At 61.8% G+C, this 22,188-nt stretch carries 18 protein-coding genes, 2 tRNA genes, 1 other RNA gene and 1 pseudogene; 9 read left to right on the top strand and 13 right to left on the bottom strand.

Annotated features, from left to right (window positions below; translation table 11 throughout):
- Positions 1 to 6: 6 nt before the first annotated feature.
- From pheA to gyrA, 3 genes are read right to left on the bottom strand one after another with little or no spacing between them, the layout of a single operon-like run.
- Positions 7 to 1,074, bottom strand: coding sequence for a prephenate dehydratase (gene pheA, locus JY500_RS08105; protein WP_172204336.1), 1,068 nt, complete (start codon positions 1,072 to 1,074; stop codon positions 7 to 9).
- Between the two features lie 9 nt (positions 1,075 to 1,083).
- Positions 1,084 to 2,196, bottom strand: a complete 1,113-nt coding sequence (gene serC / locus JY500_RS08100) for a 3-phosphoserine/phosphohydroxythreonine transaminase (RefSeq protein WP_172204334.1) — start codon at positions 2,194 to 2,196, stop codon at positions 1,084 to 1,086.
- On the bottom strand, positions 2,193 to 4,787 hold the full coding sequence (gene gyrA, locus JY500_RS08095; protein WP_206255953.1) for a DNA gyrase subunit A: 2,595 nt from the start codon (positions 4,785 to 4,787) through the stop codon (positions 2,193 to 2,195). Before gyrA ends, serC begins: the two co-directional genes overlap by 4 nt.
- Before the next feature lie 207 nt (positions 4,788 to 4,994).
- Here gyrA and JY500_RS08090 point away from each other — a divergent pair, with 207 nt between their 5' ends.
- From JY500_RS08090 to ssrA, 5 genes are all read left to right on the top strand, one after another.
- Positions 4,995 to 6,332, top strand: a complete 1,338-nt coding sequence (locus tag JY500_RS08090; protein ID WP_206255952.1) for a TRZ/ATZ family hydrolase — start codon at positions 4,995 to 4,997, stop codon at positions 6,330 to 6,332.
- Positions 6,333 to 6,421: 89 nt separating this feature from the next.
- The gene (locus JY500_RS08085; protein WP_206255950.1) at positions 6,422 to 7,153 is read left to right on the top strand and encodes an OmpA family protein; all 732 of its coding nucleotides are present in this window, start codon (positions 6,422 to 6,424) and stop codon (positions 7,151 to 7,153) included.
- A 104-nt stretch (positions 7,154 to 7,257) separates the two neighbouring features.
- Positions 7,258 to 7,974, top strand: a complete 717-nt coding sequence (ubiG, locus tag JY500_RS08080; protein WP_206255949.1) for a bifunctional 2-polyprenyl-6-hydroxyphenol methylase/3-demethylubiquinol 3-O-methyltransferase UbiG — start codon at positions 7,258 to 7,260, stop codon at positions 7,972 to 7,974.
- Positions 7,971 to 8,648 carry a phosphoglycolate phosphatase gene (gph, locus tag JY500_RS08075; protein ID WP_206255947.1) on the top strand — a complete coding sequence of 226 codons (678 nt, stop codon included), beginning with the start codon at positions 7,971 to 7,973 and terminating at the stop codon, positions 8,646 to 8,648. Before ubiG ends, gph begins: the two co-directional genes overlap by 4 nt.
- A 54-nt stretch (positions 8,649 to 8,702) precedes the next feature.
- Positions 8,703 to 9,064: a transfer-messenger RNA gene (gene ssrA, locus JY500_RS08070) on the top strand.
- Between the two features lie 241 nt (positions 9,065 to 9,305).
- Here the strand turns inward: ssrA and JY500_RS22120 are convergent.
- On the bottom strand, positions 9,306 to 9,989 hold the full coding sequence (locus JY500_RS22120) for a hypothetical protein (protein ID WP_246479832.1): 684 nt from the start codon (positions 9,987 to 9,989) through the stop codon (positions 9,306 to 9,308).
- 177 nt (positions 9,990 to 10,166) lie between these two features.
- Positions 10,167 to 10,301: pseudogene (locus JY500_RS22405) on the bottom strand (TniQ family protein); the annotation flags it as partial.
- A 130-nt stretch (positions 10,302 to 10,431) separates the two neighbouring features.
- Here JY500_RS22405 and istA point away from each other — a divergent pair.
- Positions 10,432 to 11,931, top strand: a complete 1,500-nt coding sequence (istA, locus tag JY500_RS08060) for an IS21 family transposase (protein ID WP_206252477.1) — start codon at positions 10,432 to 10,434, stop codon at positions 11,929 to 11,931.
- The gene (istB, locus tag JY500_RS08055; protein ID WP_206252475.1) at positions 11,928 to 12,758 is read left to right on the top strand and encodes an IS21-like element helper ATPase IstB; all 831 of its coding nucleotides are present in this window, start codon (positions 11,928 to 11,930) and stop codon (positions 12,756 to 12,758) included. The genes istA and istB overlap by 4 nt, the downstream gene beginning before the upstream one ends.
- Before the next feature lie 905 nt (positions 12,759 to 13,663).
- On the opposite strand, the gene JY500_RS08050 is transcribed toward istB, so the two are convergent.
- From JY500_RS08050 to JY500_RS08040, 3 genes are all read right to left on the bottom strand, one after another.
- Positions 13,664 to 13,740 (bottom strand) — tRNA-Arg (locus JY500_RS08050).
- A 72-nt stretch (positions 13,741 to 13,812) separates the two neighbouring features.
- Positions 13,813 to 13,906, bottom strand: a tRNA-Ser gene (locus JY500_RS08045).
- A gap of 62 nt (positions 13,907 to 13,968) precedes the next feature.
- The gene (locus JY500_RS08040; protein ID WP_172203101.1) at positions 13,969 to 15,195 is read right to left on the bottom strand and encodes an aspartate kinase; all 1,227 of its coding nucleotides are present in this window, start codon (positions 15,193 to 15,195) and stop codon (positions 13,969 to 13,971) included.
- 236 nt (positions 15,196 to 15,431) lie between these two features.
- Here JY500_RS08040 and JY500_RS08035 point away from each other — a divergent pair, with 236 nt between their 5' ends.
- Together JY500_RS08035 and queD are read left to right on the top strand one after the other, a co-directional pair.
- Positions 15,432 to 15,728 (top strand): helix-turn-helix domain-containing protein, encoded by a 297-nt coding sequence (locus tag JY500_RS08035; RefSeq protein WP_172203102.1) that lies wholly within the window; start codon positions 15,432 to 15,434, stop codon positions 15,726 to 15,728.
- Positions 15,729 to 15,841: 113 nt separating this feature from the next.
- Positions 15,842 to 16,282 carry a 6-carboxytetrahydropterin synthase QueD gene (queD, locus tag JY500_RS08030; RefSeq protein WP_172203103.1) on the top strand — a complete coding sequence of 147 codons (441 nt, stop codon included), beginning with the start codon at positions 15,842 to 15,844 and terminating at the stop codon, positions 16,280 to 16,282.
- A gap of 92 nt (positions 16,283 to 16,374) precedes the next feature.
- Here queD and JY500_RS08025 read toward each other — a convergent pair whose 3' ends face one another.
- The 5 genes from JY500_RS08025 to chvE form a co-directional block, all read right to left on the bottom strand.
- Positions 16,375 to 17,193 (bottom strand): pyridoxal phosphatase, encoded by an 819-nt coding sequence (locus JY500_RS08025; RefSeq protein ID WP_172203104.1) that lies wholly within the window; start codon positions 17,191 to 17,193, stop codon positions 16,375 to 16,377.
- The gene (gene araC / locus JY500_RS08020) at positions 17,190 to 18,164 is read right to left on the bottom strand and encodes an arabinose operon transcriptional regulator AraC (RefSeq protein ID WP_343073453.1); all 975 of its coding nucleotides are present in this window, start codon (positions 18,162 to 18,164) and stop codon (positions 17,190 to 17,192) included. Before araC ends, JY500_RS08025 begins: the two co-directional genes overlap by 4 nt.
- Before the next feature lie 9 nt (positions 18,165 to 18,173).
- Positions 18,174 to 19,373, bottom strand: coding sequence for a multiple monosaccharide ABC transporter permease (mmsB, locus tag JY500_RS08015; RefSeq protein ID WP_172203162.1), 1,200 nt, complete (start codon positions 19,371 to 19,373; stop codon positions 18,174 to 18,176).
- An 18-nt stretch (positions 19,374 to 19,391) separates the two neighbouring features.
- Entirely contained in the window at positions 19,392 to 20,924 is a 1,533-nt protein-coding gene (gene mmsA / locus JY500_RS08010; protein ID WP_281391250.1) for a multiple monosaccharide ABC transporter ATP-binding protein, read from the bottom strand.
- Between the two features lie 87 nt (positions 20,925 to 21,011).
- The gene (gene chvE, locus JY500_RS08005; protein ID WP_172203105.1) at positions 21,012 to 22,076 is read right to left on the bottom strand and encodes a multiple monosaccharide ABC transporter substrate-binding protein; all 1,065 of its coding nucleotides are present in this window, start codon (positions 22,074 to 22,076) and stop codon (positions 21,012 to 21,014) included.
- Between the last annotated feature and the right edge of the window lie 112 nt (positions 22,077 to 22,188).

The following is a 22,188-nucleotide window of genomic DNA, read 5'->3' as shown; positions in this document are numbered from 1 at the left end:
GAATCCTTAAAGCGCTGCGGCCGGGTAGCTGCCCAGCACCTTGACGAAAGCGGCACGGTCCTGCAGATCAGCGAGCGCCTTCGCCACCGCCTCGTCCGCCCGGTTGCCTTCGACATCGATATAGAACACGTACTCCCAAAGGCCGGTACGCGACGGACGCGATTCGAGCTTGGTCATGCTGACGCCGTGCTTCGCGAACGATTCGAGCAGGAAGAACACCGCGCCCGGGCGGTTCGGCGCGGAACACACCAGCGAGGTCTTGTCCTTGCCGGAAGGGCCGGCATCGTGCTTGCCGATGACCAGGAAGCGGGTCGTATTGTTCGGATCGTCTTCAATGTCCGAAGCAAGGAAGCCCAGGCCGTAGAGTTGCCCCGCCGCCTCGCCGGCGATGGCGGCAGACTCCGGGTCGGTCGAGGCCATGCGCGCCGCTTCCGCATTGCTCGCGACCGGCACCCGATCAACGCCAGCGGCGTGGCGCGCCAGCCAATCCTGGCACTGCGCGAGCGACTGCGAATGCGAGTAGATGCGCTTGACGTCGCCGATCGACGTCGCCTGCGACAGGAAGTGCTGGCGGATGCGCAGCTTCACCTCGCCGCAAATGCTGGCCGAGCTGGCAAGCAGCAGATCGAGCGTGCGGCCCACAGCACCTTCGGTCGAGTTTTCGACCGGCACGATGCCGTAGGCGACACCGCCGGATTCGACCGCGTGGAACACCTCATCGATCGTGCCCTGCGGCAGGAAATCCGGCGCGCCGCCGAAGTGCTTGCGTGCGGCAGACTCTGAGAAGGTACCGGCCGGCCCGAGGAATGCCACTTTCAGCGGCTGCTCGAGTGCCAGACACCAGGACATGATCTCGCGGAAGATGCGCTGGACCGCCTCGCCCGATAGCGGGCCGGGGTTCAGGTCCGCGATCTTGCGCAGCACCTGCGCTTCGCGTTCCGGCCGATAGATCGGGCCGCGTTTGATCTCGCCAATTTTCTTCGCGCAGCCGGCACGTTGGCCGAGGCGCTCCAGAATCTCTCGATCGAGCCGGTCGATATCGGCCCGCAGACGGGACAGTTCTTCTTCGCTCACGGACAGCCCTCAGGCGCGGGTTTGTTCAAATTCGCGCAGGTATTCGACCAGCGCCTGCACACCCTCGATCGGCATCGCGTTGTAGATCGACGCACGCATGCCACCCACCGACTTATGGCCCTTGAGCTGCAGCAGCCCGCGCGCCTTCGCGCCGGCGAGGAACGCGTCGTTCAACGACTCGTCACGCAAGAAAAACGGCACATTCATGCGCGAACGCACCGACGGATCGACATGGCAAACATAGAGCTCACTGGCGTCGAGCGCGTCGTACAGCAGCTTGGCCTTGGCAATATTCTGCCGCTCGATCGCCGCGACACCGCCCTGCTGCTTGAGCCACTGGAAGACCAGCCCCGCGATGTAGATCGGGTAGGTCGGCGGCGTGTTGAACATCGAACCGTTCTCAGCCACGGTCTTGTACTGGAAGGCCGAGGGGCACGCCGCCTGCGCCTGATCCAGCAGATCGTCGCGCACGATCACGATCGTCAGCCCCGACGGACCGATATTCTTCTGCGCCCCGCCAAACAGCAGCCCGAATTTCGAGATGTCCATCGGACGCGACAGGATGTCCGACGACACGTCGGCGACAACCGGCACATCGGGCGCACCGAGCGCAGCCATGTCCGGCCATTCGAAGTACTCGACACCGTCGATCGTTTCATTGCTGCACAGATGCAGGTAAGCCGCGTCACTGCGCAGACGCCACTCATCAAACGACGGGATACGCGTGTACTTGCCCTGCGCCGCGTCCGGATCAAGGCTGGATGCGGCGATGTGCACATCACCGTAGCGGCGCGCCTCTTTCAGCGACTTGGTGGTCCACGAGCCGGTCTCGACGAAATCGATCTTCGGATTCTTGCCCGCAAGGTTCATCGGGATGATCGCGTTCTCCGCGATCGCCCCGCCCTGCATGAACAGGATCTTGTAGTTCGACGGCACGCTCATCAGCGCACGCAGGTCCGATTCGGCCTGCTCGATGATGGACATGAACTCCTTGCCGCGGTGGCTCATCTCCATCACCGACATGCCGGATCCGTGCCAGTCGAGCATTTCCTCTGCGGCTTGGCGCAGCACCGCCTCAGGCAGCGCCGCCGGGCCGGGCCCGAAGTTCCACGGGCGCGTCATTCTGCGGCTCCGGTATCGGCGGCTTCTCCCTCTTCGCCTTCAGCGCCATCGACCGCAGCGTCACTCTCGATGATCTTCTCGATGCTCGCCAGTTTGGCGCCGTCATCGAGGTTGATCAGGGTCACGCCCTGCGCCGAACGGGACGTTTCACGGATGGTGTCGACATGGGTACGGATCAGCACGCCGTTGTCTGCGATCAGCATCACTTCGTCGGACGGATCAACCAGCACCGCGCCCACCAGCTTGCCGTTACGCTCGGAGCCCTGAATCGCGATCATGCCCTTGGTGCCACGGCCGTGCAGCGTGTAATCGCCGATCGGCGTGCGCTTGCCATACCCGTTCTCGGTAGCCGTCAGGACATGCTGGGTTTCGCCGTTGGCGACCAGCATGCAGATCACGGACTGTCCGTCTTCCAGCATCATGCCGCGCACACCGCGCGCAGTGCGGCCCATCGGGCGCACATCGGTTTCATCGAAACGCACCGCCTTGCCGGCATCCGAGAACAGCATCACCTGCGAGTTGCCATCGGTGATCGCAACGCCGATCAGGTAGTCACCCTCGTCGAGCCCGACCGCGATGATGCCGGCCTTGCGCGGGTTAGCGAAATCGGTCAACGGCGTCTTCTTCACGGTACCCTGCGAGGTTGCCATGAAGATGAAGTGCCCCTCGTCAAACTCCTTGACCGGCAGCACGGCGGTAATCTTTTCGCCCTCGACCAACGGGAACAGATTGACGATCGGCTTGCCGCGCGAATTGCGGTTGCCTTCCGGCACTTCGTACACCTTCAGCCAATACAGGCGGCCGCGGCTCGAGAAGCACAGGATGTGGTCGTGCGTGTTGGCGATGAAGAGCTGATCGACCCAGTCGTCTTCCTTCACCGATGCAGCCTGCTTGCCGCGCCCGCCACGCTTCTGCGCGCGGTAGTCAGCAAGCGGCTGACGCTTGAAGTAACCGGTGTGCGACAAGGTCACGACCATGTCCTGCGGCGCGATCAGATCCTCGATGTTGATGTCGGCCGCGTGCAGCACGATCTCCGAGCGACGTGGATCGCTGAACTGCGTGCGGATCGCGGTGAGTTCGTCGCCGATGATCTGCGTCACGCGTGCCGGCTTGGCAAGGATATCGAGCAGATCAGCGATCAGCTCCATGACCTCGCGATACTCATTGACGATCTTGTCCTGTTCCAGCCCGGTCAGGCGCTGCAGGCGCATCTCAAGAATCGCCTGAGCCTGCGTATCCGACAGGCGATAGCCTTGCGACGAGAGGCCGAATTCCGGCAGCAGACCTTCAGGCCGATAGTTGTCGGCCGCTGCACGCGACAGCATGTCCTCGACCAACTGCGACCGCCAGGTGCGCGCCATGATCTCGACCTTCGCGACCGGCGGGGTCGGCGCAGCCTTGATCAACGCAATGATTTCGTCGACGTTCGACAACGCGACCGCCAGACCTTCCAAGATATGGCCGCGCTCGCGCGCCTTGCGCAGTTCGAAAATCGTGCGGCGGGTCACCACTTCGCGGCGATGCGACAGGAAGCAGTCGAGCATCTGCTTGAGGTTCAGCAGACGCGGGCGGCCGTCGACCAGCGCCACCATGTTCATGCCGAAGCTGTCCTGCAGCTGGGTCTGCTTGAACAGATTGTTCAGCACAACCTCGGGCATCTCATTGCGCTTGAGTTCGATCACGATCCGCATACCGTCCTTGTCGGACTCGTCGCGGATCTCGCTGATGCCTTCGATCTTCTTGTCGTTGACCAGCTCGGCAATCTTTTCGAGCAGCGTGCGCTTGTTAACCTGGTACGGGATTTCGTCGACGATGATCGCCTGTCGATTGCCCTTCTCCATGTCTTCGAAGTGCGTGCGCGCACGCATCACGACACGGCCACGGCCGGTGCGGTAGCCCTCGTGTACGCCGTGCAGGCCGTAAATCAGTGCGGCGGTCGGGAAGTCCGGCGCCGGCACCAGCTTGATCAGATCCTCGATGTCGATATCGGGGTTGGCCAGCAGCGCGTGGCAAGCCTCGATCACTTCGCCCAGGTTGTGCGGCGGAATGTTGGTCGCCATGCCCACCGCGATACCGCTGCTGCCGTTGATCAGCAGGTTCGGAATGCGGGCCGGCAGCAGCAGCGGCTCTTTTTCGGAGTTGTCGTAGTTCGGCCCGAAGTCGACGGTTTCCTTGTCGATATCGGCCAGCATTTCGTGGGCGATACGCGACAGGCGAACTTCGGTGTATCGCATCGCCGCGGCGCCGTCGCCGTCGATAGAACCGAAGTTGCCCTGACCATCTACCAGCATGTAGCGCAGCGAAAACTCCTGCGCCATGCGGACGATGGTGTCATAGACCGATTGGTCGCCGTGCGGGTGATACTTACCGATCACGTCGCCGACAATACGAGCCGACTTCTTGTAGGCCTTGTTCCAGTCATTGCCCAGTTCGTGCATGGCAAACAGCACGCGGCGGTGAACCGGCTTGAGGCCGTCCCGGGCATCCGGCAAGGCACGCCCCACGATCACGCTCATCGCGTAATCGAGGTAGGAATGCCGCATCTCGTCTTCGAGGCTGATCGGTAGCGTTTCTTTGGCGAAGGAATCCATGTGTCGCGCGATGAAGTGTCCAGCTTTGGGCCGGAGAGACGGCAAATTGCCAAAAGCTTAAGATTTTAGCACGTCCGGCAACCCCACCCTAAGCCGCCTCCGGCGGGCGAGAAACCAGCCCGTTCCCGCGCCAGCTACGCGCCACAAATGCTCGTCAGCCCCGCTGCGCTTGGCTAAGATCGCGCCACCCCGCCACGGAGCCAGACGATGCACCCAGCAGAACCCGTCGACCTGTTGATCACGCCACGCTGGCTGATTCCGGTCGAGCCGCACGCCGTGACACTGGAAGACCATGCCGTCGCCGTGCGCAACGGTCGCATCGTCGCGGTATGCCCGGTCACCGAGGCGGAGACACGCTTTGCACCGGCCGAGCGGACAGACCTGCCGGACCATGTCCTGATTCCGGGCCTCGTCAATCTACATACGCACGCAGCGATGAGCCTGATGCGTGGCATTGCGGATGATCTTCCGCTGATGCGCTGGCTGCAGGAGGCCATCTGGCCCGCAGAGGCAAAACACGCCAGCGCGGACTTCGTCCGCGACGGCACCCTGCTGGCTGCCATCGAGATGCTCCACGGCGGCATCACTTGCGCCAACGACATGTATTTCTACCCTGACGCGGCGGCCGACGCCTTCTCACAAGTCGGCATGCGCGCAGTCATCGGCATGACGGTGATCGAGTTCCCAACCGGCTACGCCGCCGACGCGGAGGACTACCTGCGCAAGGGCCTTGCGGCGCGCGACCGCTGGCGCGGCGAAGGGCTCCTGCGTTTCGCCTTTGCCCCGCACGCCCCCTACACCGTATCGGACGCAAGCTTCGAACGTATCGTGCAGCTTGCCCACGAGCTTGGCTGCCCGGTCCACATGCATCTACACGAAACCACGCACGAGATCACCGAGAGTATTGCCACCTGCGGACAACGACCGCTCGCGCGACTGGAACGACTCGGCCTGCTCGACACCGACCTGATTGCCGTACACGCAGTACACCTCGACCTACACGAAATCGAAACGCTGGCGGCACACAATTGCAGCATTGCTCACTGCCCGACCTCAAACATGAAACTTGCCAGTGGCGCAGCGCCGATCAAAACCATGCTCGCGCGTGACCTGCGTGTCGCGCTCGGCACAGACGGTGCGGCCAGCAACAACCGGCTGGACATGTTCCAGGAGATGCGGCACGCGGCACTGCTTGCGAAAGTCACAACCGGCGATGCTTCGGCCTTTGATGCCCACGAAGCACTGCGAAGCGCCACGCTTGCGGGCGCCACGGCACTGCGAATGGAGAACGAGATCGGTTCGATCGTGGCCGGCAAGGCTGCCGATCTTGTTGCTGTATCGCTTGCGTCGCCTGAGTGCAGCCCCTGTTTCAGCCCTGCAAGCCATCTGGTCTATGCAGCCGGAAGGGAGCACGTCACCCATGTGTGGGTCGACGGCAAGCCGCGTATCCGCGACAACACACTGTTGTGGCAGCACAACAAGGAATTGCTGCAGCGCGTTCGCGTGTGGCAAACTTTCCTGAAAGAATCGGCTTCTAGCCAATAATTTCGGGCGTATCGTTCATACAACACGGTGCGCCGGGGGACCTCGGGCCATCACGGTTCGCAAAACACTTGCCTTGCAACGAGGAGAATATGAAACACGGTTACACGAAGCTGGTGGTGGCGTTTGCCGCCGTTCTGGGCATGGTGCCTGCTGCGATGGCGCAACAGCAGGAAATCAAGATCAACCCGACCTCGAAGATCCTTCCGTATTCCATCGACGCGCGTAACGTCGTTGTCCGCAGTTCCAACGGCCTTTGCTGGCGCACCGGTTACTGGACCAAGGAACTCGCCGCAACCACCATGGTGGAAGGCAGCGAATTCCCGGTTGGCTGTTTCTGTGACAAGGACCTGCTGCCGAAGGAAGTCTGCGAGCCGAAGCCGGTTGAGCAGAAGAAGGAAGAGAAGCCCGTCGTTCCGGCCACCAAGCCTGCAGCCGAGAAGGTGACGATCGCTGCTGACGCCCTGTTCGACTACGACAAGGCCGTGCTGCGCGACGAAGGCAAGGCTACGCTGACCGAGTTCGCGGCCAAGGCGAAGGCGCTGTCTATCGAAGTCATCATCGCGGTCGGCCACACTGACCGCCTGGGTGGCGACAAGTACAACCAGGCTCTGTCCGAGCGCCGCGCTGCTGCGGTCAAGGAATTCCTGGTCGGCCAGCAAATCGACCCGAACCGTGTCTACACCGAGGGCAAGGGCAAGACCCAGCCGGTCTCGCAGTGTAAGAACCTGGGCGCGGAAAGCGGCAAGAACAAGAAGCTGGTCGAGTGCCTGCAACCTGATCGCCGCGTTGAGATCGAAGTCATCGGCACCAAGCAGCAATAAGCCGGGAACTTCCGAAAAAAGCCCTGCTCTGCTGAGCAGGGCTTTTTTTTCGCCTCTTATCGCCGGACAATGCCGCCCTTGCCTGCCACCTTTGCAGTAGGACCATGAACACCACTGTCACCCAGCAGAATGCCGATCCGGCCGAACTCCAGAAATTCAGCGAGCTTGCACATCGCTGGTGGGATGCCGAGTCCGAATTCAAGCCGTTGCACCAGATCAACCCGCTCCGCCTCGACTGGATCGACCAGAACGTCGGCCTAGCGGGAAAGCGAGTCATCGATATTGGTTGCGGAGGCGGCATCCTCGCCGAAAGCATGGCTGCCCGCGGCGCACAGGTAACCGGCGTCGATCTCTCGGACAAGGCGCTCGGGGTCGCTCGGCTGCATTTGTTCGAGAGCAACCTGACGGTCGACTATCGCAAGATATCTGCCGAGGACATTGCAGCGGCGGAACCCGAATCGTTCGACGTCGTCACTTGCATGGAGATGCTGGAGCACGTCCCAGATCCAGCAAGCACTGTCGCCGCGGCGGCGCGCCTTGCAAAACCAGGCGGCAGCGTCTTCTTCTCTACGCTCAACCGCAATCCGAAGTCCTATCTTTTTGCGGTGATTGGCGCGGAATACATCCTCCGCATGCTGCCGCGCGGCACGCATGAGTACGCCCGCTTCATCAAACCGTCGGAACTCAGCCGCTTTGCGCGCGATGCAGGCCTGGAGGTCGAAGAAGTGATTGGCATGACCTACAACCCGATCACCAAGGTCTACGCGCTCGGCCGCGACACCGATGTGAACTATCTCGTCCGCTGCCGCAAACCCGCATGACCCAAGCCCCGACGTGCTGCGTGCTGTTCGATCTGGACGGCACGCTGGCCGACACCGCGCCGGACCTCGGCGCAGCGCTTAACCATGTGCTTGAGGAAGAAGGGGTCGCCCTGCTTCCGATCGAAGCGACGCGACCAGTCACATCCCAGGGCGTACGCGGTCTGCTCCGGGTCGGACTCGGCATCGGCCCCGACGATACCAATTACCAGACACTCGCGCAGCGCGTGCTCAAGCACTACGCAGCGGGCATCTGCCGGCACACCCGGCTCTTCGATGGCATGCCAGGCGTTCTCGCCACGCTTGAATCGCGCGGCATCAAATGGGGCATCGTGACCAACAAGCATGCACGCTTCACTGAGCCGCTGGTCGACGCACTGGGCCTCATGCAGCGCGCCGCATGCGTCATCAGCGGCGACTCTGCAGCGCACCCCAAGCCACACCCGGCGCCGCTGCTCATGGCGTGTGAGCGCGCAAACGTCGCGCCCACCCACAGCATTTACGTCGGCGACGATCTGCGCGACATTCAGGCAGGGAAAGCCGCAGGGATGTGCACGATCGCCGCTGCCTGGGGCTATCTCGGCGAGGGCGAAGCAATCCATGAGTGGGGCGCCGACCATATCGCGCCGACACCGGAAGCTTTATTGGACGTCGTGTTCAGCATCAACGTACAATGAGCGACTTTCCCGGCTGCCTTGAAAACGCGTCCGGGAACCCAATATCAAGAACATGGGGGCGACCTGGTCTCGACGGGGGTCGCGAAGCAGCTTGGTGCATACCGAGGACCAGTCACCTCGTAAATCCATCTGGAAAACCACAAACGCCAACGACGAGCGTTTCGCTCTAGCCGCTTAAGGCTGGACCACTGCACTGATTGGTCTCTGGGTCAGGCGGGGCAACCCGCAGCAGTGTCATTTACAGAGAATCGTGATGCGTCGGGTTACTTGGCGCAGAACTAAATCCAAGGTGACTCGCTTCGTACCGGCCTGTCGTCCGGCTAAGTGCGGGGTTAAATCAAAATAGGCCGACTAAGTATGTAGATCCAGTTGTAGAGGGCTTTCGGACGCGGGTTCGATTCCCGCCGCCTCCACCAAAATAGCATCCAAGTAGATGCAACAAGGGCTGTCCCGTTAAGCATAAAGTGGCCATCTGGCCACCTTATGCTTGATGTTCCGACGGGACATATTTTGATTTTCCGACGTTTTGTGACATGCGCGGGAGCGCCCTCACGGTCGGACGCAGGAAACAATAAAGCCGGCAAATCTGCCGGCTTTTTTTTGCTTTCGCGGCGTTCATAGGGAACCGCCGAGGACTGAGGGCCTGACGCCCCCGACTTAGCTTTGTCGATGAATGGTCGCCCGAACTTCGTCAACCATGTCGAAGAGTGAATCGACACTCGCGAGAATCGGTTTGGGGACACGCGTTTCGAGTTCGCGCAGGCTGATGGCCCGACCTTCGTCGAGCACGGCACGGCATGCCGCTTCGACATAGGGTCGAGCGTGAGCCTGCCTAGCTTCAGCGTTCATCCTCAGATGCGCCTTCCAGCGCTCGCCCAAAACGCGCGCCTCGCGGTTTGCACGCAAATAGAGATGGCGCGCATCAACTTCGAGACAGCGCCCTGCTTCCGAGACGCTGATTGGGTTGGGCGAGTGAGCAAACTCAGTCAGCCTCATTCGAATTTCATTCCAATCCAGATGGCGAGGCGTCCCCCGTCTGTCGTGTCCCTTCGTCGAAAGCGGAAGCTCTAACTGCCCCATCTGCGGGGGAGTCCAGCCGGACAAATCGCCTCGGAGCATTGCTGGCAGGGCCAGCCCAGCATGCGCAGCGATGGCAAGGCTACCCGCCAGTGTCGGGATGCCATCTTGCTGAAGCCAGTGGTGGAGGGTCGACTTGCTCAAACCAACCCTGCGCGCAAATACCGCACTCTTGCCACTATCCATCCGGCTGATGACCTCCACCACGGCGTCGCGCCAAAACTGTCGCGAGGGCGTCTGCGTAAGCGAGCCTTGTTCCGCCAACAGCAATCCGACCTGGCGGGCTGTCCATAGCTCTTCAGGCGAAGCGGGCCGGCACCCCGCCTCCCCGGTCCCCAAGAATGAACCACAGTGACAACACCACCCCGGAACAACATAAGTACCCTTGTGGCGGGTCCCGACACGACCGCAGTCTGGACAGGTATCGGCCAAGACGACACGATGGCGATAGCAGGCGGTGACAGCACCAATGTCCCAACCCAGACGAAAATAGGGGTCACGGCTTTCCGCGAGGTCCTCTGCGAAGCACTGCGGACACCATCTTGCCCGCGTCGTAGCGAGCCCTTTCAACGCCATTACTTCGCGCCAAGGCTGTTGAGGATCACCAAAAACTGACCCACTTATAGGGTCCGCGATCGCCGAAAACTGACCCACGTAGAGACACTGTCCCGCTCTGAGCTGAGCGGGGGAAACAGGAGTGATCAGCGTGGGCATGTTGGCCAAGATCAGGCGGCTGCATTTGCGCGATGGACTGTCCATCCGCGAGGTGAGTCGTCGCACGGGGTTGTCGCGCAACACCGTGCGTGAGTGGTTGCGCCAGGAGGGCGTAACCGAACCGAGGTACGCGAAGCGCGAGCGCCCCAGCGTGGTCGCGCCGTGGGCCGAGCAATTGGAAGCGGCGCTGCGCGCCGATGCGCATCGACCGGTGCGCGAGCGTCGTACGGCCAAAGCGCTTTTCGAGCAGATCCAGGCGTTGGGCTATTGCGGCAGCTACCCGCGCGTGGTGGTATGGGTGCGCCGCTGGCGCGAAGCGCAGGCGGCCGCGCCCCGGCGTGCGGCGTTTGTGCCGCTCGCCTTCGAACTCGGGGAAGCCTTCCAGTTCGACTGGAGTTGCGAGTACGTCTTCATCGGCGGCCTGCGTCGGCGCCTGGAAGTCGCGCATACCAAGCTTGCCGCCTCGCGTGCGTTCTGGCTTAGCGCCTACCCGAGCCAGAGCCATGAGATGTTGTTCGATGCGCATGCACGCGCGTTTGGCGCCTTCGGTGGTGTGCCGCGGCGCGGCATCTACGACAACATGAAAACGGCTGTCGATAAGGTCGGCGTCGGCAAAGCGCGTGCGGTGAATGCACGCTTCGCCGCGATGTGTTCGCACTACCTGTTCGAGCCCGAGTTCTGCAACCGCGCCAGCGGTTGGGAGAAAGGGATTGTCGAGAAGAACGTCCAGGATCAGCGACGCACGATCTGGCGCGAGGCGGCCGAGCAGCGCTGGCCGGATCTGGCGCACCTGAACGACTGGCTCGCCTCGCGTTGTCGCCAGAGCTGGGAAGACACTGCGCATCCGGACTGGCCGCTGCTGACTGTCGCCGACGTGCTGCAGGATGAGCGCGCCCAGTTGCTGCCGCTCGCCCAACGTTTCGATGGCTACATCGAACACCCGGTACGCGTCTCGCACACCGCGCTGATTCATTTCCAGCGCAATCGCTATAGCGTGCCGACCGCACACGTGAATGCCGTGTTGAGCCTGCGCATCTATCCGGAAGAGCTCGCGCTGATCGCCGAAGGTGGCATCGAAGTCGCGCGTCATCCGCGCTGTTTCGAGCGCGATCAGACGCGCTACGACTGGCGTCACTACATCGACCTGGTGCAGACCAAACCCGGTGCGTTGCGCAACGGCGCACCGTTTCGCGTCATGCCCGAGGCGCTGCAGCGCCTGCAGCGTCACCTGCTGCGCCACGCCGGGGGAGATCGCGTGATGGCGCAGGTGCTCGCGGCCGTGCCGATCCATGGGCTCGACGCCGTGCTGGTCGCGGCCGAACTCGCGCTGGAGGCCGGCCGCCCCAGCGCCGAGCATGTCCTCAACGTGCTCGCGCGGCTCAAGGAGGGCACGCCCAAGCATGTATCAACCGCCGCCTTGGTGCTGACCCTCAGCGAGGAGCCGCGGGCCGATGTGGATCGCTACGACCGACTGCGCGGAGGGCTGCAATGAGCAACGCGATTGTGATGCGCCTGAAGGCGCTCAAACTCCATGGCATGGCGGCCAACTGGCCGGAACTGCTGGCCCGCTGCCAGCATGCTGCGCTCGGCCCCGAGGCGCTCATCGAACAACTGCTCGAAGCTGAAACGGCCGAACGCACGGTGCGTTCGATCGCCTATCAGATGAGTGCGGCGCGCTTCCCGGCGCATCGCGATCGGGCGGGCTTTGATTTTGCGGCCGCACGCGTCGACCAAGCCCTCTTCGATACGCTGCACACCACGGCCTTCACCGAAGCCGCGCACAACGTGGTGTTCATTGGCGGTCCCGGCACCGGCAAGACGCATCTGGCTACCGCGCTCGGCGTGGAAGCGGTGCAGCGACACGGCAAGCGGGTGCGCTTTCACGCCACGATTGAGTTGGTGAACGCGCTCGAACAGGAGAAGGCAGCCGGCAAGGCCGGACAGATCGCGCATCGGCTGATGTACGCCGACATGCTGATCCTCGATGAGCTCGGCTATCTGCCGTTTAGCCAGGCGGGTGGCGCCTTGCTATTTCACCTGCTGAGCAAGCTCTACGAGCACACCAGCGTTGTGATCACCACCAACCTCAGCTTTTCCGAGTGGGGCTCCGTGTTCGGCGACGCGAAGATGACCACGGCGCTCCTCGATCGCCTCACCCATCACTGCCACATCGTGGAGACGGGCAACGATTCCTGGCGCTTCCGGCACAGCACAACCACCGCTGACGCACTTCGCGCCGCATCATCCAAGAAACGAAAAGGAGGAAAAACCGAACCGCAGGAACAACTGACTTTCACAGACCAAGGCCCCCTCGGGTAGCCTTGCAGGGTGGGTCAATTTTCAATGATCGCGCTGGGTCAGTTTTAGGTGATCCTCAACAGACGTCCATCGACCGCATCAGCCAGCACCATTAGCACGTGGGAGCGCCCCTCCTCGATAGCCGCTATCGACCCCTGCTAGCCCCAGGCTACAAAGCATCCGCACTAACCTGACTGCAGGCGCGGGCAACTGGTAGCCACCTTGGCGGTCATCGCTGGCATCAGCTGCTGGCCGTGACCGTGACCATCTCCAGACGGCCAAATCTAGGCGTTCGGCTTCTTGTTCCGGGAACGTCGGGAAACTGAGGACGGCGGTCAGACCGGATTGCCTCTCGCCACCAAGTCCTCGGCCAAAGCGGTCGGTCAAGAGGCAAACCCACGAACGACCGCTAAGTACTACGAACGCTAGCCCCCCCGCCGGAAGCAGTCCTCCGGAACGGCCGGTTCAAGCCAGCGTGGGTCCTCTCTCCGAGCTGTTTAAAGAGGCAGTCCATAATCCCGCCTCAGTCCCTCTCTGCAAAGCGATGTAGTCACCAACAAGCTCCGCAACACGCCGAACGATGCGACTTGCCGCTGGTCTTGAATCTGACGAAAGCCAGCTCGCGTCAGCTCCGAACCGGTAGCGACGAACCCATTTTGCTAGCGCCTCATCGGTCCATAGCTTCTGGAATGCGGGCCGTCTCCGCACCCGAGGCAGATTATCGGTGAAGGTCTGCAGTAACTCGGCCCGCCGAACCCGTGCGCACATGTCCGCAGACTCTTGGAGTTCAAACTCAGCGCTACTCTCCGCCATTCCCTCAGAACCTAGGTTTTGACATACGGGCACCAAACGGGCACCAGAACACTGCCGGAGGGCCAGAAAGCAAAAAGCCCAGTCCGAAGACTGGGCTAAGTGCTTGAAGAAGTTGGTACACCCGGAGCGATTCGAACGCCCGACCCCCTGGTTCGTAGCCAGGTACTCTATCCAGCTGAGCTACGGGTGCAACCGAGAGCAGAACTATAGACTACCTAATTCCGCTTTGCAAGTATTTTTTTAACACCTGCATTTTTCTGTTTGGCGGAGAGTGAGGGATTCGAACCCTCGATACGAGTTTTAGCCCGTATGCTCCCTTAGCAGGGGAGTGCCTTCGACCTCTCGGCCAACTCTCCGCACTTAAGAGGCGCGACTATAGCGGTTTTTTACCTCCGCCGTCAATCGCGCCGGTACAACTTTAGTTCGCGTGATCCAGCTCGAAAGCCTTGTGCAGCACGCGAACAGCCAACTCCAGGTACTTCTCGTCGAGCACGACAGAAATCTTGATTTCGGAAGTCGAGATCATCTGGATGTTGATGCCCTCTTCTGCCAGCGTGCGGAACATCTTGCTCGCGACGCCCGGATGCGAGCGCATGCCAACGCCTACGGCAGACACCTTGCAGATACCCTTGTCGCCGACCACTTCACGGGCGCCGATATGGGCCTTGACCTCTTCGAGCACGCCGCGGGCCTTGTCGAACTCGCTGCGATTGACGGTGAAGGAGAAGTCGGTGGTGCCGTCGTGGCCGACGTTCTGGATGATCATGTCGACATCCAGGTTCGCATCCGCGATCGGGCCGAGAATCTGATAAGCGATACCGGGACGGTCCGGCACGCCGAGAACCGTAAGCTTGGCTTCGTCACGGTTGAACGCGATACCCGAAATGATCGGCTGTTCCATGCTGCTATCTTCCTCAACGGTAATCAACGTGCCCTCTCCATCTTCCTGGAAGCTGGAGAGCACGCGCAGTTTGACTTTGTATTTGCCAGCGAATTCGACAGAGCGGATCTGCAGCACCTTGGAGCCAAGGCTGGCCATCTCGAGCATCTCTTCGAAGGTGATGCGATCAAGCTTGCGTGCTTCCGGAACGATGCGCGGGTCGGTCGTGTAGACGCCGTCGACATCGGTGTAGATCTGGCATTCATCGGCGTGCAGGGCTGCGGCCAGCGCAACGCCGGTGGTATCGGAACCGCCGCGCCCCAAGGTCGTGATGTTGCCGGCCTCGTCGACACCCTGGAAACCGGCCACGACAACGACATGGCCTTCGTCCAGATCCTGGCGGATACGGTCCTCGTCGATCTTGAGGATGCGCGCCTTGGTGTGCGTGTTGTCAGTCAGGATGCGGACCTGCGGGCCGGTGTAGCTGCGCGCCTTGAGGCCCTGCTCCATCAGCGCCATCGACAGCAATCCGATGGTGACCTGCTCACCCGTCGACACGACCACGTCCAGCTCACGCGGATCGGGTGAGGCCTGAATATCCTTGGCCAGACCGATCAGGCGGTTGGTCTCTCCGGTCATCGCGGAGACAACAATCACCAGCTGGTGACCTTCCTTCTGGAAGCGGGCGATCCGCTTGGCCACGTTCTTGATACGCTCAGTGGTACCAACCGACGTGCCGCCGTACTTTTGAACAATCAGAGCCATCGTCTTATCTGTTTCGCGTAGGACCCGCGATTGTACACGAACTCCCCTGCCCGCCGCAGATCCCGGGTGACACTGTTTAACAGTTGCTCGCACAATGGCTTGGCATATGGAACTATGGCAATCAGATATTGATCTATAATTCGGGAACTGGACGATCAGTTTCCGGTCTTCGCAAGGCAGGCCGTTTTTATAACGACGGTCGGGGAAGCGCAAAAAAACGAAGTGAGGTTGCCATCATGAAGAGTACTAACGACAAGGTTGATGTTCGCGAGATCCGCCGCAAGCTTGGACTGAATCAATCCCAGTTCTGGTCGAAGATCGGCGTCACGCAGAGCGGGGGCTCGCGCTATGAAAGCGGTCGCAACATTCCGCGCCCGGTTCAAGCCCTGCTCCGTCTGGTGCACGTTGAACAGGTCGACATCGGCAAGATCCGCAAGGATGATCTGGACGTGATCGAGTACTTGAAGCAGGCCGATCCGGATCTGCTGAAGAATCTGAAGAAGGAAGCCAAGGCGAAGAAGAAGGCTGGCTAAGCCCCGACTTCCCGGCATAATGAAAAACGGCATCCTGCAGGATGCCGTTTTCTTTTGCTGACTCCGGTACGGACTCAGCAGGCAGCACCAACGCACCCGTAAGACCGCAGAACATGAAAATTACCCGCCGCCTGGAGTTCGATGCAGGTCATCGAATCCCGCACCACGCCAGCCAGTGCCGCAATCTGCATGGCCACCGCTACACGCTGGAACTGACGCTGCAAGGCGAGCCGATCAGTACCAAGGGGTCGTCGGACGAAGGGATGCTGCTGGATTTTTCCGACGTCAAATTCATCGCAAAACGCGAGATCGTCGATCGCTGGGATCACGCGTTCCTGGTGCACGCCGACGATACGGCGGTCCGCAGCTTTCTGGAATCGCTGCCGGATCACAAGACGGTCGTCCTAGCGCTCGTGCCAACGGCCGAGAATCTGGCACGAATTGCGTTTGACACCCTCGCACCGCATTTTGACAACGCGTATGCCGGTCGGCTGAAGCTCGCTCGGGTTCGGCTGTACGAAACGCCCAACTGCTGGGCCGACGCAGAGGCCTGAGCGTCGCCCCAAAAACGCACACCAGCGCGATCAAACTGACCCATAAGCCTCAGGCTCCGCTGCCTAGGCGGAGGGGCATGTAGCCGGGAGTGTCAGGTGACGAACCGTTCGAGCGTGCGGGCGATGGTGTCGCTATCGTTGGGCCCCGCGAGCCAGTCTGCGGCCGCGCGGACTTCTGGCAGGCAGCCCGCCATTGCAACGCCAACGCCAGCGAGTTCAAGCATGCTGATGTCGTTGGGGCTATCGCCAAAGGCGATCACGTCTTCAGGGGCGATGGCGTTCTCGGCAAGCCAGCGGGCGAGCAGCGCACCTTTGCTGTTGCCGCCTTGCGCGATATCCACGCGGTTGCTGCCTGACCATTCGCACGCCAACCCCATTTCACGCTGAACCTCCGCAACGAGCTCGACCAAGGGCTCCGCGATCGGATGCGTGAGCGCGAACTTCCAGACGATGTCGGCGGTGACCGCCACATCCTCGAATCGAGCGACTTGCTGGAAGGCGGCGCGGTCTGACGGGTGCTGCGTCTCGATCCACTTGAGCAAGCGCGCTAGGTGGGGTTCGATGCGCTCGTAGGTGATGGTATCGCGGATGTACATCAAAGCGTGGATGCCGCTCTCGCGAATCTTGCGCAGGAGGAACAGCGCCTGGGTGCGCGACAACGGATTCGGCATCAGCGCCTCTCCACGCGCGTAGTCGTACAGGTAGGTGCCGTTGCAGCAGATGGCCGGTAGTTCAAGACCGAGCGCGCGATGGTAAGGGGCCGCTGCGGCGTGGTGACGACCGGTCACCAGCATCACGTCGACACCGCGCTCACGCAAACCTGTGATTGACGCAACCGACTCGGGGCGGATCTGCAAGCGGCTGTCGAGCAGCGTACCGTCCAGATCAAGCGCCACGAGGCGGATTGTCATCCCCTGATCCCTTTCTGCAAGGCCTCGAAGGCAAAGTTCGATAGCGGCGCCATCAACTGCGGATCGACCAGCGGATGAGGCTCGGTGTCGCAGGACTTGCGATAGCCGCTCGGGCTGATGCCGACCCGTTTTCGGAACACGCGCGAGAAGTAGAGCTGGTCTTCGTAGCCAACGATTTCCGAAACGCGCGATACGGGCGTGCGCGTGCTCTGCAGCAGGTGCTTTGCCAACAACACACGCTGATCTTCGCGCCAGCGCACGATGTTCATGCCCATCTGCTCGCGGAACAGGTGGGCGAGCCGCGAGGGCGACAGGCACACATGCCGCGCAATGTCGTCCAGCCCCAGGTCGTCGGCAAGGTTCTTGGCGATGAACTGGCAAGCAGCCTGCACGCGGCTGTCGATCGGCTTGGGGAGATTCTCCGGGCGCTCTTCGTAGGCCCGGATCAGCAGCCGTTCGAGCAGGTTGATCGCGAGCTCTTCCGACGTGCGCCGCTCGCCGCGATGGGTGCGGTCGATTTCCTGGAACAGCGCATCGAACTCGGCGATCAGTTCCGGCGAACCGAGGCTCAGCTTGCCCACGCGTCGCGTCGGGTGTGGCCATTTTAGCCAGTTGGCCCAGTAGCCACGCGGACGGAAGTACACCCAGCGGTGATACCAGTCCGGGCTGCCCGGCGCGCGGCCGTAGTAGTGCGGGGTTTCAGGCGAGAACAGCAGCAGGTCGCCAGTGCGGCAGATGAAGGATTCATCGCCGTCAACCACCTTGCCCTCGCCCTTCACCGTCATGTTGATGATGAAGCCCTTCATGCCGTTCGGGCGGTCGATGAAGAAATCCAGCGGCCCGTTCTCGATGATCGGGGTCACCCCTGCTACCAGATACAGGTTGAAGGAATAGCCCGGCAACAAGGGGTTGAGCTGCTTGCCCCCATTGTCGCCGTAGTTCATCGCGGATGCCGGCATCGGCTCATGCATCGCAAGCGCTCACTTGTTCTTGTTGTAGACATCGACGAACACGGCGGCGACCAGCACCAGGCCTTTGATCACCTGCTGGTAGTCGATACCGATACCCAGGATGGACATGCCATTGTTCATCACGCCCATGATGAATGCGCCGATCACTGCGCCCATGACCTTGCCCACCCCGCCGGAGGCCGACGCGCCGCCGATGAAGCAGGCGGCGATCACGTCGAGCTCGAAACCCAGGCCCGCCTTCGGCGTTGCGGTATTCAACCGCGCAGCGAAGACCAGGCCGGCGAGCGCCGCAAGCGCGCCCATGTTGACGAAGGCGAGGAAGGACAGCCGTTCGGTCTTGATGCCCGACAGCCGTGCGGCCTTCTCGTTGCCGCCCAGCGCGTAGATGCGGCGACCGATCGTCGTGCGCTTGGTAACGAAGTCGAACATCAGCGTCAGCGCCAGCATGATCACCAGCACGTTCGGCAGGCCCTTGTAGCTGGAGAGCAGGTAGGTGAAGAACAGGATCGCCGCTGCAAAGATGCCGGTCTTCGCGAGGAACAGGCCTAGCGGCTCAACCTGCGCACCGTAGCGCGTCTTGTTCGCCCGCGCCCGCAGCCCGGTATAAAGCAGCGCTACCGCACCGACAACGCCGAGCGCCATCGAGGTCAGCCGTAGCGCTTCACCAGCAAATGGATCTGGGATGAACCCCGAAGACAGCAGTTGGAACTCGGGCGGGAAAGGGCCGACCGACTGCCCGGCGAGCAAGGCCAGCGCCAGCCCCTTGAACACCAGCATGCCACCCAGCGTGACGATGAAGGACGGGATCTTGTGGAAGGCTACGAGGTAGCCCTGCAGGCCGCCGACCACCGCGCCGACGCCCAGGCATACGAGCGCCGCCGGCAGATAGTGCCAGTGGTAATTGACCATCAGCACCGCAGCGAGCGCGCCGATGAAACCTGCAACGGAACCGACCGAGAGGTCGATATGCCCGGCAACGATCACCAGCAACATGCCCAGCGCCATGATCACGATATAGCTGTTCTGCAGCACCAGGTTCGTGATGTTCAGGGGCTGCAGCAGCGTGCCTTCGGTCATGTACTGGAAGAACACCATGATGACCGCCAGCGAGAACAGCATGCCGTAGTCACGCAGGTTGGTCTTCACAAAGCCGAGCAGGGATTTGCCACGGCTGGCGGCCGGTGCCGCACTTTCCATCATCGTATCCATGTCTTTCATTTCCCGACTTCAGCCTTCTTTGCCGGCCGTGACGATGGCCCGCATGATTTTTTCCTGGCTCGCTTCGGCGGCCGGCATTTCGGCCACGAAAGCACCTTCATTCATCACATAGATCCGGTCGCTCATGCCCAGCAGTTCGGGCATTTCGGACGAGATCAGGATGATGCATTTGCCCTCGGCCGCCAGTTGCGCCATCAGACTGTAGATCTCGAACTTCGCGCCAACGTCGATGCCGCGAGTCGGCTCGTCGAGGATCAGCACTTCGGGCTCCGAGAACAGCCACTTCGAGAGCACGACCTTCTGCTGGTTGCCGCCCGACAGGTTGCCAACGTGCTGAAACACGTCCGCGCTGCGGATGCGCATCTTGCGGCGGTACTCGGTGGCGACCGAGAACTCGCGGCCAACGTCGATGACCCCACGCGCGGCGACACCCTTCAGGTGTGCCAGCGAGATGTTGTGCTGGATCTCGTTCTCGAGCACCAGGCCGTAGCCCTTGCGGTCTTCGGTGACGTAGGCCAGACCGTTATGCACCGCACGCTCGACGCTGCTGACGTCGATCTGCGCGCCCTTCAGGAAGGCGTTGCCCTTCACATGCCGGCCGTATGAGCGGCCGAACAGGCTCATTGCAAATTCGGTGCGCCCCGCGCCCATCAGGCCGGCGATACCGACGATCTCGCCGCGGCGCACGTTCAAGCTGACACCCTTGGTGACCTCGCGCTCGCGGTGCAGCGGATGCATCACGGTCCAGTCACGCACCTCGAACACGACATCGCCGATATTCGGCGTGCGCGGCGGGTAGCGATCGGCCATCTCGCGGCCGACCATGTTGCGGATGATCACATCCTCGCTGGCAGGCCCGCCGCTGCAGTCGAGTGAGGTGACCGTTGAGCCGTCGCGCAGCACGGTGATGGTGTCGGCGACGCGCGAGACTTCGTTGAGCTTGTGCGAGATCAGGATGCTGGTGATGCCTTGCGACTGGAACTCCAGCAGCAGGTCGAGCAGCGCCTGGCTGTCGTTCTCGTTCAGGCTCGCCGTCGGTTCGTCGAGGATCAGGAGCTTCACACGCTTGGAGAGCGCCTTCGCGATCTCAACCAGCTGCTGCTTGCCGACGCCCAGGTCTCCGACCGGCGTATCCGGCGACTCCGAGAGCCCTACTTTCGCGAGCAGCTCGACCGTGCGGCGATGTGTCTGTGCCTCGTCGATGATGCCGCGACGTGATTGTTCGTTGCCAAGAAAGATGTTCTCGGCGATCGACAGCATCGGCACCAGCGCCAGTTCCTGGTGGATGATGATGATGCCCTGTTCTTCGCTGTCGCCGATCGATTCGAAGCGCTGTTCCCGCCCTTCGAAGCGGATCGTTCCTTCGTAGCTGCCGTAGGGGTACACGCCGCTGAGCACCTTCATCAGCGTCGACTTGCCCGCGCCGTTCTCGCCGACGATCGCGTGGATCTCGCCGGCTCGCACCGCGAGGTTCACGTCCTTCAGCGCAACCACGCCCGGAAAGCGCTTGGTGATGCCGCGCATCTCGAGGATGGATTCCACTCTGCTCCTCCGATTACCGGGCGTGCGGCGCACCGCCCACTCGGTTTCAAACGCAGCGGTGCCGCACCGCGCGGCACCGCATCCGGCTTACTTCAGCTGGTCGGCGGTGTAGTAGCCGCTATCCACCAGCACCTGCTTGTAGTTGGTCTTGTCGACGGCAACCGGCTTGAGCAGGTAGGACGGCACGACCTTCACGCCGTTGTTGTAGGTCTTGGTGTCGTTGATCACCGGCTGCTTGCCCTGCAGCACCGCGTCGACCAGGTCGGCCGTGACCTTCGCGAGCTCACGCGTGTCCTTGAACACGGTGGAGTACTGCTCGCCGCGCAGGATCGACTTGACCGACGGGATCTCCGCATCCTGGCCGCTGACGTACGGCCAGGGCTGACCGGCCGTGCCATAGCCAACACCCTTCAGGGAGGAGAGGATGCCGATCGACAGACCGTCATACGGTGACAGCACCGCGTTGACTTTGTCCTTCGTGTAGAAGGCCGACAGCAGGTTGTCCATGCGCGCCTGCGCAACAGCGCCGTCCCAGCGGAGCGTCGAAACCTTGTCCATGCCCATCTGCTTGGAGCGCACCACGAGCTTGCCGCTCTTGATGTAGGGGTCGAACACCGACATCGCGCCGTTGTAGAAGAAGAAGGCGTTGTTGTCATCCGGCGAGCCGCCAAACAGCTCGATGTTGAATGGGCCCTTGCCCTGCTTCAGACCCAGCGCGTTCTCGAGCGACTGCGCCTGGATCACGCCGACCTGGAAGTTGTCGAAGGTGGTGTAGTAGTCGACGTTCTTCGAGTTCTTGATCAGGCGGTCATAGGCGATGACCTTGACGCCCTTGTCGTGCGCCTTCTGCAGCACATCGGTCAGCGTGGTGCCGTCGATCGACGCGATCACCAGCACCTTGACGCCCTTGGTGACCATGTTCTCGATCTGCGCGAGCTGGTTCGGGATGTCGTCGTCTGCGTACTGCAGGTCGGTCTTGTAGCCGCGGCTCTGGAAGACCTTGACCATGTTGTTGCCGTCGGCGATCCAGCGTGCCGAGGACTTGGTCGGCATCGAGATCCCCACCAAGCCTTTGTCGGCCGCGCTCAGTACGGGCATGTAGGCGGCTGCGGCCAAGGCCAGCGCGGTCGCCAAAGCAGTTCTGCGTTGCATCTTCTCGTCTCCTGTCTTGTTTGTGTCCGGAGTGCAGCCCCCGCTCTTCTGCGGTGCGCCACGCCCCCTTGTCCGGCAGCCGGTTCGGCCTGCCGCCTCCTGCATCACTACC

It is taken from the genome of Niveibacterium microcysteis, assembly GCF_017161445.1.
Taxonomy (GTDB): domain Bacteria; phylum Pseudomonadota; class Gammaproteobacteria; order Burkholderiales; family Rhodocyclaceae; genus Niveibacterium; species Niveibacterium microcysteis.
Note: the sequence above shows the minus strand (reverse complement) of the source record. Positions and strands in the feature narration are given on the sequence as shown.

What these genes read in the sequence shown, in the direction of transcription:
- serC (WP_172204334.1), bottom strand. Translation starts at nt 2,196, where the DNA reads ATGACGCGCCCGTGGAACTTCGGGCCCGGCCCGGCGGCGCTGCCTGAG.
- gyrA (WP_206255953.1), bottom strand. Translation starts at nt 4,787, where the DNA reads ATGGATTCCTTCGCCAAAGAAACGCTACCGATCAGCCTCGAAGACGAG.
- JY500_RS08090 (WP_206255952.1), top strand. Translation starts at nt 4,995, where the DNA reads ATGCACCCAGCAGAACCCGTCGACCTGTTGATCACGCCACGCTGGCTG.
- JY500_RS08085 (WP_206255950.1), top strand. Translation starts at nt 6,422, where the DNA reads ATGAAACACGGTTACACGAAGCTGGTGGTGGCGTTTGCCGCCGTTCTG.
- ubiG (WP_206255949.1), top strand. Translation starts at nt 7,258, where the DNA reads ATGAACACCACTGTCACCCAGCAGAATGCCGATCCGGCCGAACTCCAG.
- gph (WP_206255947.1), top strand. Translation starts at nt 7,971, where the DNA reads ATGACCCAAGCCCCGACGTGCTGCGTGCTGTTCGATCTGGACGGCACG.
- istB (WP_206252475.1), top strand. Translation starts at nt 11,928, where the DNA reads ATGAGCAACGCGATTGTGATGCGCCTGAAGGCGCTCAAACTCCATGGC.
- JY500_RS08040 (WP_172203101.1), bottom strand. Translation starts at nt 15,195, where the DNA reads ATGGCTCTGATTGTTCAAAAGTACGGCGGCACGTCGGTTGGTACCACT.
- JY500_RS08035 (WP_172203102.1), top strand. Translation starts at nt 15,432, where the DNA reads ATGAAGAGTACTAACGACAAGGTTGATGTTCGCGAGATCCGCCGCAAG.
- queD (WP_172203103.1), top strand. Translation starts at nt 15,842, where the DNA reads ATGAAAATTACCCGCCGCCTGGAGTTCGATGCAGGTCATCGAATCCCG.
- JY500_RS08025 (WP_172203104.1), bottom strand. Translation starts at nt 17,193, where the DNA reads ATGACAATCCGCCTCGTGGCGCTTGATCTGGACGGTACGCTGCTCGAC.
- araC (WP_343073453.1), bottom strand. Translation starts at nt 18,164, where the DNA reads ATGCATGAGCCGATGCCGGCATCCGCGATGAACTACGGCGACAATGGG.
- mmsB (WP_172203162.1), bottom strand. Translation starts at nt 19,373, where the DNA reads ATGGATACGATGATGGAAAGTGCGGCACCGGCCGCCAGCCGTGGCAAA.
- chvE (WP_172203105.1), bottom strand. Translation starts at nt 22,076, where the DNA reads ATGCAACGCAGAACTGCTTTGGCGACCGCGCTGGCCTTGGCCGCAGCC.